Annotated in this window: 11 protein-coding genes; 9 read left to right on the top strand and 2 right to left on the bottom strand. The window is 67.2% G+C overall.

Translation table 11 applies throughout. The features are described 5' to 3' along the window. Positions 1-8: 8 nt before the first annotated feature. Positions 9-1379, top strand: a complete 1371-nt coding sequence (locus tag AC23D6_RS14075; protein ID WP_487752644.1) for a purple acid phosphatase family protein — start codon at positions 9-11, stop codon at positions 1377-1379. Positions 1380-1485: 106 nt separating this feature from the next. Further along, positions 1486-2088 carry an inorganic diphosphatase gene (locus tag AC23D6_RS14070; protein ID WP_487749859.1) on the top strand — a complete coding sequence of 201 codons (603 nt, stop codon included), beginning with the start codon at positions 1486-1488 and terminating at the stop codon, positions 2086-2088. 72 nt (positions 2089-2160) lie between these two features. Here AC23D6_RS14070 and AC23D6_RS14065 read toward each other — a convergent pair whose 3' ends face one another. Then, the gene (locus tag AC23D6_RS14065; RefSeq protein WP_487749858.1) at positions 2161-3657 is read right to left on the bottom strand and encodes an aminotransferase class III-fold pyridoxal phosphate-dependent enzyme; all 1497 of its coding nucleotides are present in this window, start codon (positions 3655-3657) and stop codon (positions 2161-2163) included. A 117-nt stretch (positions 3658-3774) separates the two neighbouring features. Between AC23D6_RS14065 and AC23D6_RS14060 the strand changes: the two genes are divergently transcribed. The 6 genes from AC23D6_RS14060 to secF all read left to right on the top strand — a co-directional run bounded on the left by AC23D6_RS14060 (position 3775) and on the right by secF (position 10030). Continuing rightward, positions 3775-4206: an Lrp/AsnC family transcriptional regulator gene (locus AC23D6_RS14060; protein ID WP_093300369.1), complete on the top strand. Its 432-nt coding sequence runs from the start codon at positions 3775-3777 to the stop codon at positions 4204-4206. 59 nt (positions 4207-4265) lie between these two features. Beyond that, positions 4266-5300: a tRNA preQ1(34) S-adenosylmethionine ribosyltransferase-isomerase QueA gene (queA, locus tag AC23D6_RS14055; RefSeq protein ID WP_487749857.1), complete on the top strand. Its 1035-nt coding sequence runs from the start codon at positions 4266-4268 to the stop codon at positions 5298-5300. 145 nt (positions 5301-5445) lie between these two features. Next, complete coding sequence (gene tgt, locus AC23D6_RS14050; protein WP_487749856.1) at positions 5446-6585, top strand: tRNA guanosine(34) transglycosylase Tgt; 1140 nt, start codon at positions 5446-5448, stop codon at positions 6583-6585. Positions 6586-6723: 138 nt separating this feature from the next. Next, positions 6724-7062 carry a preprotein translocase subunit YajC gene (gene yajC / locus AC23D6_RS14045; RefSeq protein ID WP_487749855.1) on the top strand — a complete coding sequence of 113 codons (339 nt, stop codon included), beginning with the start codon at positions 6724-6726 and terminating at the stop codon, positions 7060-7062. A gap of 95 nt (positions 7063-7157) precedes the next feature. Next, positions 7158-9035, top strand: coding sequence for a protein translocase subunit SecD (secD, locus tag AC23D6_RS14040; protein WP_487749854.1), 1878 nt, complete (start codon positions 7158-7160; stop codon positions 9033-9035). Positions 9036-9052: 17 nt separating this feature from the next. After that, entirely contained in the window at positions 9053-10030 is a 978-nt protein-coding gene (gene secF, locus AC23D6_RS14035; protein WP_487749853.1) for a protein translocase subunit SecF, read from the top strand. 231 nt (positions 10031-10261) lie between these two features. Here secF and AC23D6_RS14030 read toward each other — a convergent pair whose 3' ends face one another. After that, on the bottom strand, positions 10262-11083 hold the full coding sequence (locus tag AC23D6_RS14030; RefSeq protein WP_487749852.1) for an inositol monophosphatase family protein: 822 nt from the start codon (positions 11081-11083) through the stop codon (positions 10262-10264). Between the two features lie 94 nt (positions 11084-11177). On the opposite strand from AC23D6_RS14030, the gene AC23D6_RS14025 reads away from it, so the two are divergent. Continuing rightward, entirely contained in the window at positions 11178-11990 is an 813-nt protein-coding gene (locus tag AC23D6_RS14025; RefSeq protein ID WP_487749851.1) for an RNA methyltransferase, read from the top strand. Positions 11991-12037 lie beyond the last annotated feature (47 nt).

Below are 12037 nucleotides of genomic sequence, written 5' to 3'. Positions count from 1 at the left end.
CAGGGGATATGGGCTTGAAGTGGGGGCTGGCCGTGCTGTTGCTGGGGACCTGCGCGACGACGCTCGCGCAGGAGGCGACGACACGCCAGCCCGAGCCGAACACGCGCGTGCCGAAGGGCGTCGTGCGCTATGCGCCGAGCGGCTTTCCGGACCGGATCGTGGCCTCGCCGGCGCAGGACGCCGCCACCGCGTTCTCGGTCGCATGGCGCACGCATGCGGATGTCGCTACGCCGCTGCTCGAGATCGTCGTCGCCGGCGATTCGCCCGACATGGGCGAGCCGCGCAGGGTGACCGCCACGAGCACGCCGCTAAAAACCGAGAACGGCAAGGCCCACTACCATCGCGCGGATGTGGACGGTCTGCAGCCGGATACGCTGTACGCCTGGCGCGTGCAGGGCGACCGCACCTGGAGCGCCTGGCACCATACCCGTACAGCGGCCGGCGCAGCGGCGTCGCTGACGCTGCTCTACTTTGGCGACACCCAGAACAAGAACGTCAGCCTGACCACGCGGGTCGTGCGCGAAGCGATGCGGGCCGCGCCCGATGCACGCTTGGCGTTGTTCGCCGGCGACCTGGTCAGCGGCGGCGACGGCGAAGATGACACCGAGTGGGGTGAGTGGTTTGAGGCAAATGAGGTGCTGCCGACCTCGCTGGTCGTCGCGCCGGCAATAGGCAATCACGAGTACTTCGAGGAATTCGAAGACACCCCGCAGGAGCGCCGCGTACTCGGTGCGCACTGGCCGGTGACGTTTGCGCTGCCGGGCAATGGCGTGGCGCAGGCGAAGCGCACCACCTACTGGTTCGATTACCAGGACGTGCGCGTGGTGGTGATCGACGGCACGTCGGCGCTCGACCTGGGCACGGCGAAGGCGCAGGCGGCGTGGCTGGACCAGGCGCTGGCGTCGAGCCCGCGCCGCTGGAGCATCGTGATGACGCACCAGCCGTTCTTTTCCCCGCGCGAAGGGCGCGACAACGTGCTGCTGCGCGAGCACCTGTTGCCGGTGATCCGCAAGCGCAAGGTCGATCTCGTGCTGCAGGGCCATGACCATGTCTACGGCCGACTCAAGAACGAAGCCCCAACACCGGTGTTCGTCGTGTCCGTCACCGGTGCCAAGCAGTACCGGCTGTCCGACGAGGCGCGCAAGACGATGCGGCCGGTCGCCGAGGACACCCAGCTCTTCCAGGTGCTGCGTTTCGACGGTCCGCGCCTGCGTTACGAAGCGCGCACGGCGACCGGCCGCCTGTACGACGCCTTCGACCTTGTCGATGGTGGGACCGCCGGCAAGCAGCTTGTCGAGCATGCGGAAGGCCGCATCGAAGAACGCACCTGCACCCGTGCCGAGACCCTGAAGGGCCGCGCCGACCGGTGTTGGGAATGACTTAGCTCCCGTAGAGCCGAGTTTGCTTGGCTCCGTCGTCCGTCAAAGAAAGCTTGTACGTCCATCAAAGCAGCGGAGCAAGCTCCGCTCTACACAGGAATACGCCATGAAGCGTGTTGTCGGGTTCGCGTTGTTGTTCGTTTGCGTCACCGCCCTTGCGCGGGAGTCCCATATCCGCCATCCGTTCCTCGCCCAGCAGCCGAAAGCCGCGCCGGAAGAGGTGCTGCTGGCGGTGGAGATCCCCGCGGGCAGCTTCACCAAGTACGAGATCAACGACGAAGGGCTGGTCTTCGTCGATCGTTTCCAGTCCATGCCGGTGGCGTATCCCGCCAACTACGGGTCGATGCCGCGCACGTTGGCCGGCGACGGCGATCCGCTGGACGCGCTGGTGCTGACGCGCGAGCCGCTGCATCCGGGTGTGCTGGTGAAGTTCCGGCCGATCGGCGTGTTGCGCATGCTCGACGACGGCAAACACGACGAGAAGATCATCGGCGTGCCCACCGACAAGATCGACCCGACCTACGCCGGCATCCGCGACCTGGCCGATCTGCCGGAAATCGAACGCCAGCGCATCGAAGCCTTCTTCCGCGTCTACAAGGACTTGCCGAAGGGCCGCAATCCGGTGCAGCTCAACGGCTACGGCGATGCGAAGGAAGCAAAAGGGCTGATCCAGGCCTCGCTGGAGCGCTTCGCCACCCAGAAGCCGTAAAGCGAGGCGGGCGGCTGCAGGAACGAAAAAGGCGAGCCGAAGCTCGCCTTTTTCGCGAAGCGTCCGCGGAGATCAGGCCGCCGCGGCCTGGTGGATGCGCGGGCCTTCGCGCAGCGCCTTGCCCACCATGCTGACTAGCAGGTCGAGTTCCTCGCCATCGATGGCGAAATGCGGGGTGAAGCGCAGCGAGTTGGCGCCGCCGTGGATGACGTTCAAACCCTGCTGGCGCAGCCATTCCTCGGTGGAGCCGGCGCCGTAGCACTTGAAGGCCGGCGACAGTTCGCACGAGAACAGCAGGCCGGTGCCCTGCACGTTGGTGATCAGGCCGCCGAGCTCCGCCTGCAGTTGCTGTAATTTCTGCACGGCCTCGACGCCGCGCTTGCGGATGTTCTCGCGCACCTGCGGGGTCAGCTGGGATAGCGTGGCGCAGGCCACGTCCAGCGCACGCGGGTTGGTGGTCATCGTGTTGCCGTACACGCCCTTGCGGTACAGGCCGGCAGCGCGCTCGTTCACCGCGAGCACCGACAGCGGGTACTGCGCGGCGTTCAATGCCTTGGAGTAGGTCTCCATATCCGGCGCATCCAGGCCTTCGAAGCCGGGGTAGTCGACGATGGACAGCACGCCATGCGCGCGCAGGCCGGCCTGGATCGAGTCGACCAGGAACAGGCTGCCGTGGCTGCGGGTCAGCTCGCGCGCGCTGGCGTAGAACGCCGGCGGTACCGAGCGGCCCGGGTCGCCTTCGCCCATCACCGGCTCCAGGAACACGGCTTCGACGAACCAGCCCTTGGTCTCGGCATCGGCGAAGGCCTGCTTCAGCGCATCCACGTCGTACGGCGGGATGGCGATGACCGAATCCTCGCCGCGGTAGCTGGCCAGGTGCTGCTGGTAGGACTTGCGCGAGGAATCGGAATACAGCGCCGGGCGTTCGGTGCGGCCGTGGAAGCTGCCCTTCACCACGATGCGCTTGATGGTGCGGCCGGCGTGGCGACCGTCCGGATCGGTCATCAGCTTGCTGTTGATGTCGGCGATGCGCGCGGCCAGGCCGACGGACTCGGAGCCGGAGTTCAGGCACAGGAACTTCGCGAACGGACAGCCGCCGCGGGTGTGGCCGATTTCCTTGCGCAGGGCGCGGTCGAAGCGCAGCTGCGACAGGCTGGGCGTCATGATGTTCGCCATCACCTGCGGGCGCGCCATCGCGTCCAGCACGGCGGCGGGGGTGTGGCCGAAGCCGAGCATGCCGTAGCCGCCGGCGTCGTACAGCACCGCACCGTTGAGGGTGACCACCCACGGGCCGCGCGCGACCAGCGCGATGTAGGGGTTGATCGCGTCGTCGGCGTAGAAATTGACGTAACCGGCCTGCACGGCGCGCAGTTGTTCGGTCTCGTCCAGGTCGAACAGCTCGGCGAATTCGTCCTTCAGGCGCGCGTGTTCGGCGGCGGCCGCTTCGATGACGGCCACCAGGTCCGGATGGCCCTTGGCCAGGCGTTCGACGGCGGCATCGTCCAGGCCGAGGGTCAGGCGCTGGCCCTGGTGGGCACGCAGGGGGGCGAGGGCGTCGGTCAGGGCCATGGGAAGCTCCGGCAGAGAGGGCAAACCCCTATTATCTGGATAAACTCGTCGCTTGACAGTTGTGATCTGCGCTAAATTCATGGATATTTCGTCGATTCGACGAAACGTACCGGTCCCATGAAGCTCACCGACGCCGACCAGCAGCTGCTCTCAGTGCTCCGTGAGAACGCGCGCGCTTCCACCGCCCAGATCGCCCGCCGCCTCAACCTGTCGCGGACCACGGTGCAGAGCCGGATCGAACGACTCGAGCGCGAGGGCGTCATCAGCGGCTACACGGTGCGCGTCCACGACGAATACGACCGCAGCCACCTGCGAGCGCACATCATGATCGCGGTGCATCCGAAGCAGATGACCTCGGTCGTCGCCGCCCTGCGGGCCATGCCCGAACTGCGCGTGCTGCACTCGATCAGCGGCAGCCACGATCTGATCGCGGTCGGCGCGGTGCCCAGCGTGGGCGACATGGACGTGCTGACCGACCGCATCGGCGCGCTCGATGGCGTGGAGCGGACCACCTCATCCATCGTGCTGTCGACCAAGTTCGAGCGCTGAGCGGCCTCGGGCCGCGAGGGCCTGTCCCGTACAATGCACGCCCCCGCAAGGCCCCGACCGTGAAGAAGTCCGATTTCCATTTCGAGCTGCCCGAGGCGCTGATCGCCCAGGCGCCGCTGCCGGAGCGCTCCGCCAGCCGATTGCTGGTCGTGCCGCCGGGTGATGCGCCGTTCGCGGACCGTCACGTGCGCGACCTGCCCGAATTCCTGCAGCCTGGCGATTTGCTCGTCTTCAACGACACGCGCGTGATTCCGGCGCGTTTGTTCGGGCAGAAGGAAAGCGGCGGGCGGGTGGAGATCCTGATCGAGCGCCTGCTGCCGGACAACGCCGCGCGTGCGCAGGTCGGCGCCAGCAAGTCGCCCAAGCCCGGCAGCCGCATCCAGCTGGATGCCGGCGGTGAGGCGGAAGTGATCGGTCGCGACGGCGAGTTCTACCAGTTGCGCTTCCACGTGCCCGGTGCGCTGGAGAGCTGGCTGCAGAAGGCCGGCCGCCTGCCGCTGCCGCCCTATATCCAGCGTGCGCCGGGGCAGGACGACGACGAGCGCTATCAGACCGTGTTCGCGCGCGAACTGGGCGCGGTGGCCGCGCCCACCGCAGGCCTGCATTTCGACGACGCGCTGCTGGCCACGTTGCGCGAAGGCGGCGTGGAATTCGGCCACGTGACGCTGCACGTCGGCGCAGGCACCTTCCAGCCCATGCGCGTGGACAACATCCACGAGCACCACATGCACAGCGAGTGGCTCAACGTCGGCGCGGCGCTGGTCGAGCAGGTACGTGCCGCGCGCGCGCGCGGCGGTCGGATCATCGCGGTGGGCACCACGGTCGTGCGCGCGCTGGAGTCCGCCATGCGCGACGGCGAACTGCAGCCGTTCGCTGGCGAGACGCAGATCTTCATCTTCCCCGGCTACCGCATCCGCAGCGTCGATGCGATGGTCACCAACTTCCACCTGCCGGAAAGCACGCTGCTGATGCTGGTCAGCGCGTTCGCCGGCAAGGAGCGCATCATGGCCGCTTACGCCCACGCGGTGCGCGAGCAGTATCGGTTTTTTTCGTATGGGGACGCGATGCTGCTGTTTCCGGAGTATGCCAAGTGAAGCGCCAGCAGATTGGCCTTCTGCCGTCATTCCGGCGAAAGCCGGAATCCATTTGGCTCTTGCCGTTCGGCTTGGATGCCAGGATCAAGAGGGATTCCGGCTTGCGCCGGAATGACGGAGATGGGTCGCGCGGTAGGGTAGCCGCATGAGCCGCATGTCCTTCGATCTGCTGACCACCGACGGCGCGGCCCGCCGCGGCCGCCTGACCTTCCCGCGCGGCACCGTGGAGACGCCGGCCTTCATGCCGGTGGGCACGTACGGCTCGGTGAAGGGGATCCTGCCCGAGCACGTCGAGGACCTGGGCGCCGAAATCATCCTGGGCAATACCTTCCACCTGTACCTGCGGCCCGGGCTGGAGGTGATCGGCGAGCACGGCGGCCTGCACGGGTTCGCGCGCTGGAACAAGCCGATCCTCACAGACTCCGGCGGCTTCCAGGTGTTCTCGCTGGCGCATCGCCGCAAGATCACCGAGCAGGGCGTGACGTTCGCGTCGCCGGTGGACGGGGCGAAGGTGTTCCTCGGCCCCGAAGAAAGCATGCGCATCCAGAAGGTGCTGGACAGCGACATCGTGATGATCTTCGACGAATGCCCGCCGGTGAACGTCAACGGCAAGCCGGTGGACAAGCGCGTGATCGAACGGTCGATGGAGCTGTCGCTGCGCTGGGCCGAGCGCTCGAAACGCGCGCACGAAGGCAACGACGCGGCGCTATTCGGCATCGTCCAGGGCGGCGTGCACCACGATCTGCGTTCGCGCTCGGCGGACGGGTTGAAGGCGATCGGTTTCGACGGCTACGCGATCGGCGGCCTGGCCGTCGGCGAGACCGAGGACGAGCGCAACGCAATGCTCGAGCACACCTGCCCGCAGCTGCCGTCGGACCAGCCCCGTTACCTGATGGGCGTGGGCCGGCCGGAAGACCTGGTGGAAGCGGTGGCGCGCGGCGTGGACATGTTCGATTGCGTCATGCCCACCCGCAACGCGCGCAATGGCCACTACTTCACCTCGTTCGGTACCGTCCGAATCCGCAATGCCAAGTACGAGCACGACCTGCAGCCGATCGAGCCGGGCTGCGGCTGCTATGCCTGCCGCAACGGCTTCACCCGCAGCTACCTGCGCCACCTGGACCGCTGCAACGAAATGCTGGCGCCGATGCTCGGCACCCTGCACAACCTCTGGTACTACCAGCAGGTGATGGCGCAGATGCGGGCGGCCATCGCGGAGGGCCGGTTCCAGGCGTTCCGGGAGGGGTTCTACGCCGCCCGCGGGGTCGCGGTGCCGCCCCTCTGAGCCCCCTTCCACCCGTTGCCGGGGAACCATCCGGCGCCGGGGCGGTCTTTTCCAGTCCGGGCCAGGGGGATGCCCGGACGGCCCCCGGCGGCGCGTGGCATAATCCCCGGCTGCTTACGATACCGACTGGACAAGTCCATGAATCTGCTTGATTTCTTCGTTGCCCCCGTATTCGCCCAGGCCGCTCCGGCCCAGCAGGGCATGGGCGGCTTCGGCCTGCTGATGCCGATCGCGCTGATCGCCATCATGTACTTCCTGATGATCCGCCCGCAGATGAAGCGCGCCAAGGAGCACCGCTCCATGCTGGACAAGCTGTCCAAGGGCGACGAAGTCATCACCTCCGGCGGTATCGCCGGCACCGTCACCGACATCGGCGACAACTTCGTGACCATCGAAGTGGCCGACAACGTGCGCGTGCGCGTGCAGAAGGCCGCCGTCGGCAACGTGCTGCCGAAGGGCACGCTGAAGTCCGCCTGATTCCTCCCGTTCCGTCGCCCGCGGCGGACGGTTCCCGTTCCATTCCGAACCACTGTTGAGCGCATGCCCGGGAAGGGCCTGTGCGGGTCGCCCCGATGCTTGAATTCCCACGCTGGAAATACGTCCTGATCCTGATCGTCGTGTTGGCAAGCGCGCTGTATGCGCTGCCCAACCTGTACCCGCAGGATCCCTCCGTGCAGATCACCGCCAACCGCGGCTTCGCCATCGACGCCGCCCTGCGCGGCCGCGTGGATACCGCACTGAAGGCCGCCGGCGTGCAGCCCAAGGCGATCGAATCCGAAACCGCCAGCATGCTGGTGCGGCTGCCGAGCCTGGACGCGCAGACCAAGGCCAACGATGCATTGCGCAAGGCGCTCGGCGAGGACTACCTGGTCGCGCTGAACCTGGCCTCGACGGTGCCGGACTGGCTGGGCGATGTGGGTGCGCGTCCGATGGTGCAGGGCCTGGACCTGCAGGGCGGCGTGCACTTCGTGCTGCAGGTCGACCAGAAGGCCGCGCTGGACAAGCGCATCGAAGGCTATCTGGAAGACACCCGCGTCACCCTGCGCGACAAGGGCGTGCGCTACACCGCCGTCGAGCGCCGTCCCGACAACAGCATCGTCGTAACCCTGGCCGAGGGCCAGGACACCGCCGCCGCGCAGAAGGTGCTGGCGGCGACGCTGAGCGCGCGCGGCAGTGCGAATGCGCTGCCGGGCACGGGCCTGTCCTACCAGACCAGCGGCAACCAGATCATCATCGGGCTGCCGCAGGCGGAACTGGACCAGATCGCCGGTGAGGCGATCGAGCAGAACCTGACCACGCTGCGCAACCGCGTCAACGAGATCGGCGTGGCCGAACCGATCATCCAGCGCCAGGGCAACGACCGCGTGGTGGTGCAGTTGCCCGGCGTGCAGGACACCGCCGAAGCCAAGCGCCTGATCGGCGCGACCGCCACGCTCGAATTCCGTGCGGTGGTCGACGGCAACGCCGCCGATGCCGTCGCCAGCGGCCGCATCCCGCCGGAAGCCAAGGTCTACCAGCTGCGCGACAACGCCGGTCCGGTGCTGTTGAACAAGCGCGTGCTGGCCTCCGGCGACGAAATGGTCAACGCCCGCGTCGGCGTGGACAACAACGGCCTGCCCGCGGTGGACGTGACCCTCAACAACATCGCCGGCCAGCGCATGTTCGACTACACCAGCGCCAACGTCGGCAAGCTGATGTCGGTGGTCTACATCGAGCGCGTGCCGACGGTGACCGTGGTCGACGGCAAGGAAGTGCGCAGCGTGCGCGTGCGCGAAGAAGCGCTGGCGCCCACGCGCATCGCCGGCGTGTTCGGCAAGAACTTCCAGACCACCGGCCTGGAAAAGACCGAGGCCGAGAACCTGGCCAAGCTGCTGCGCGCCGGTTCGCTGGCCGCGCCGATGGACTTCATCGAAGAGCGCGTGGTCGGCCCGAGCCTGGGCGCGGAGAACGTCGCCCGCGGCACCAAGGCGGTGGTCTACTCCTTCATCTTCGCACTGGCGTTCTTCCTGGTGTATTACCGGATGTTCGGTCTGATCACCTGCGTGGCGCTGCTGCTGAACCTGGTGATGGTGGTCGCGGTGATGTCGCTGTTCGGCGCCACTATGACGCTGCCCGGTTTCGCCGGCCTGGCATTGACCATCGGCATGTCGGTGGACGCGAACGTGCTGATCAACGAGCGCATACGCGAAGAGCTGAGGGCCGGGGTACCGCCGCTGGCCTCGATCGCCACCGGCTACGAGAAAGCCTCCGGCACCATCTTCGATTCCAACATGACCGCGCTGCTGGCGGGCGTGGCGCTGTATGCGTTCGGCACCGGTCCGCTGAAGGGCTTCGCCGTGACCATGGTGATCGGCATCCTGACCTCGGTGTTCACCGCGGTCACCGTCTCGCGCGGCCTGGCCACGCTGATCTACGGCCGCCGTCGCAAGCTGAAGTCGCTGGCCATCTGACGAGAGCATACGAACCCATGAGCCTCTTTCCCCTGCATCTCGTCCCGAACGACACCCACATCAATTTCATGCGCCTGCGGTGGGTGTCCATCACCATCGCCCTGATCATGGCCGCCGTCGCAATCGGCGCCATCGCCGTCAAAGGCTTCAACTTCGCGCTGGACTTCACCGGCGGCACGGTGGTGGAACTCCGCTTCCAGAACCCGCCCGACGTGGACCAGGTGCGCGCGCGCCTGGAGGCCGCCGGCTACGGCAGCGCCCAGGTGCAGACCTTCGGCACCGGTAGCGACCTGCTGGTCCGCCTGCAGCCGCGCGAAGAAGGCGCCGCCGCGCCCGATGCCGCCGCGGCCACCGACCAGACCGCGCAGGAGGTGGTCCGGCTGGCCTCCAGCGACGGCAACACGGCCACGGTGATGCGCAGTGAATTCGTCGGGCCCCAGGTTGGCAAGGAACTGGCGCTCAACGGCCTGTACACCCTCTTGTTCGTGGTGGCCGGCTTCCTGATCTACATCGGCTTCCGCTTCGAGTGGAAGTTCGCCGTGGCCGCCATCGTCACCACGCTGCACGACGTGCTGATCTGCGCGGGCTTCTTCGCGCTGACCGGCCGCGAGTTCGACCTGACCATCCTGGCCGGCCTGCTGTCGGTGATGGGTTTCTCGATCAACGACACCATCGTGGTATTCGATCGCGTGCGCGAGAACTTCCGCAGCCTGCGCGTGGAGCCGGTGGAAGTGCTGAACCGCTCGGTCAACCAGACGCTGTCGCGTACGATCATCACTTCGTTCGTGGCCTTCCTGACCGTACTGGCCCTTTATCTGTACGGCGGCGGTTCGCTGGAAGGCATGGCGATCTCGCAGATGATCGGCATCGTGATCGGCACGATCTCCTCGATCTTCGTCGCCTGCCCGCTGCTGACCATCGGCTTCCTGAAGGTCACCAAGCAGGACCTGATGCCGAAGGCCAAGGACGAAGCCGCGCTGGCGCGTCGCCCGTAAGCGGCGTCGTTCAGGTGCGAAAAAAGGCCACGCATTGCGTGGCCTTTTTTTGTTGGCGTCGTTTTTTGTAGGAGCGACGTGAGTCGCGACCGCACGGCCAGATCAATCGGTTCAAATAGTTTGGAATGGCCGATGAGGCCAAGAAAGCCCCTTGGCTGATCGTATTCCGAGCGTTCCGGTTTCCGGTCGCGACTTACGTCGCTCCTACAGAAAGCAGAACCGTGTCGTGTTTCAGCCGTTGAACGAAGCCGCGTAGCCGGACGAGACGATGGTCTTCTGCAGCGCTTCGGCCACCTTCAGGTTGCCGGCGACGATCTGGCGGGGCAGGGCGGTGCGGCCGTCGATCTTGCCCAGCGCGGCGCCACGGAAGTCGCAGACCTTGCCGCCGGCCTCGCGCACCAGCAGCACGCCGGCGGCGATGTCCCAGTCCTTCACGCCGGCCTCGAAGTAGACATCGGCGCGGCCACAGGCCACGTAGGCCAGGTCGAGCGCGGCCGAACCGGTGCGGCGGATGTCCTCGGCATTCACCAGCAGTTCGCGCACGCATTCCAACTGCGCACCGGCCCGGGCACGCTCGCGCGGGGGGAAGCCGGTGGTGATGACGGTGCCGGCCAGTTCCTTGCGGTCGGCCACGCGGATGCGCCGCTCGTTGAGCTGCGCGCCGGCGCCGCGGCTGGCGGTGAACAGGTCGTTGCGCAACGGGTCGAAGATCACCGCATCGGTGGGTTCGCCGTTGTCGACCAGGGCGATGGACACGCAGTAGTGCGGGAAGCCGCGCAGGTAGTTGCTCGTCCCGTCCAGCGGGTCGATCACGAAGGTGTAGCGGCCGTTGATCTGCGGGCCGCTTTCCTCGCCGACGAAGCCGTAGTCGGGGTAGGCCCGGCGCAGCTCCTTGATGATGACCTTCTCGGCGTCGGAATCGACTTCGCTGGCGTAGTCCATTCGCTCCTTCTGCACCACGTTCAGCGCATCCAGCTTGTTGATGCTCCGCAACAGCACGTTGCCTGCAAGGCGGGCGGCCTTGACCATGACGGTGACGACGGGCTTCTGCATGCGAACGGACCTCGGACAGGCGTGGGGCGGGCGAACAAGTGGAAAAGAGCAGCGCGGCGCAGCGGCCGGCCCGCGCAGTTTACCATTTGCCCCCATGAACACGCCCCCCTCCGACACCCCTACCGCTGCGGCCGATCCCGTTCCGGCAACGCTGGCCGCCCGTCTTCGCGTCGTGCTCGTGGGCACGCAGCACCCCGGCAACATCGGCGCGGCCGCCCGTGCGCTCAAGACCATGGGCCTGGGGCGGCTGGTGTTGGTGGCGCCCGAGGACTACCCGGCGGACGAAGCCTTCCGGCGGGCCGCTGGCGCGGACGACGTGCTCGCCGCCGCGCCCGTGGTCGCCACGCTGGCCGAAGCGGTCGCGGACTGCCACCTGGTGATGGGCTGCACGGCGCGGAGCCGCCGCGTCCAACTGGAGGAGCATCCGCCCCGCCAAGCGGCGGGTGTGGCCATCAGCCGCGCCGAGACCGGGGGCGAGGTGGCCCTGGTGTTCGGCCGGGAGCGCACCGGCCTGACCAACGAGGAGTTGCAGCTGTGCCAGGCGGCGGTGCATATCCCCGCCAACCCGGACTACAGCTCGCTGAACCTCGCGGCCGCGGTCCAAGTACTGACGTACGAACTGCGCATGGCCCTCCTGGAGCGGGTCCAAGTAGCCCCGGTCGCCGGCAGTATGGCGCCGGACGAGGCTCCGGCCAGCCATGCGCATCTGGAGGGCTTCTACGCCCAGTTGGGCGACACGCTGGACGCGATCGACTTCCACAAGGGCCGGACCCCGGATTCGGCCATGCGAAAGCTGCGCCGGCTGTTCCACAAGGCGGCCCTGAACGAGCAGGAGGTCCGGCTGCTGCGGGGCATCCTGGCCGATGCCCAGCGGATGGCCCGCCTGGCCGGTGGCGCAGACCGCTGATGGCTGTCTAACTCACACGATTTCCGATAGGCTGCCGCCATCGTTTC

The sequence above is a fragment of the Pseudoxanthomonas sp. G3 genome, from assembly GCF_057654715.1.
This window is presented reverse-complemented; position numbering and strand designations above follow the sequence as displayed.

Bases quoted from the DNA above. Each gene is read 5' to 3' on its own strand.
- tgt (WP_487749856.1), top strand. From the start codon at position 5,446: ATGAGCCGCATGTCCTTCGATCTGCTGACCACCGACGGCGCGGCCCGC.
- secF (WP_487749853.1), top strand. From the start codon at position 9,053: ATGAGCCTCTTTCCCCTGCATCTCGTCCCGAACGACACCCACATCAAT.
- secD (WP_487749854.1), top strand. From the start codon at position 7,158: ATGCTTGAATTCCCACGCTGGAAATACGTCCTGATCCTGATCGTCGTG.
- AC23D6_RS14025 (WP_487749851.1), top strand. From the start codon at position 11,178: ATGAACACGCCCCCCTCCGACACCCCTACCGCTGCGGCCGATCCCGTT.
- AC23D6_RS14065 (WP_487749858.1), bottom strand. From the start codon at position 3,657: ATGGCCCTGACCGACGCCCTCGCCCCCCTGCGTGCCCACCAGGGCCAG.
- AC23D6_RS14030 (WP_487749852.1), bottom strand. From the start codon at position 11,083: ATGCAGAAGCCCGTCGTCACCGTCATGGTCAAGGCCGCCCGCCTTGCA.
- AC23D6_RS14070 (WP_487749859.1), top strand. From the start codon at position 1,486: ATGAAGCGTGTTGTCGGGTTCGCGTTGTTGTTCGTTTGCGTCACCGCC.
- AC23D6_RS14075 (WP_487752644.1), top strand. From the start codon at position 9: ATGGGCTTGAAGTGGGGGCTGGCCGTGCTGTTGCTGGGGACCTGCGCG.
- AC23D6_RS14060 (WP_093300369.1), top strand. From the start codon at position 3,775: ATGAAGCTCACCGACGCCGACCAGCAGCTGCTCTCAGTGCTCCGTGAG.
- yajC (WP_487749855.1), top strand. From the start codon at position 6,724: ATGAATCTGCTTGATTTCTTCGTTGCCCCCGTATTCGCCCAGGCCGCT.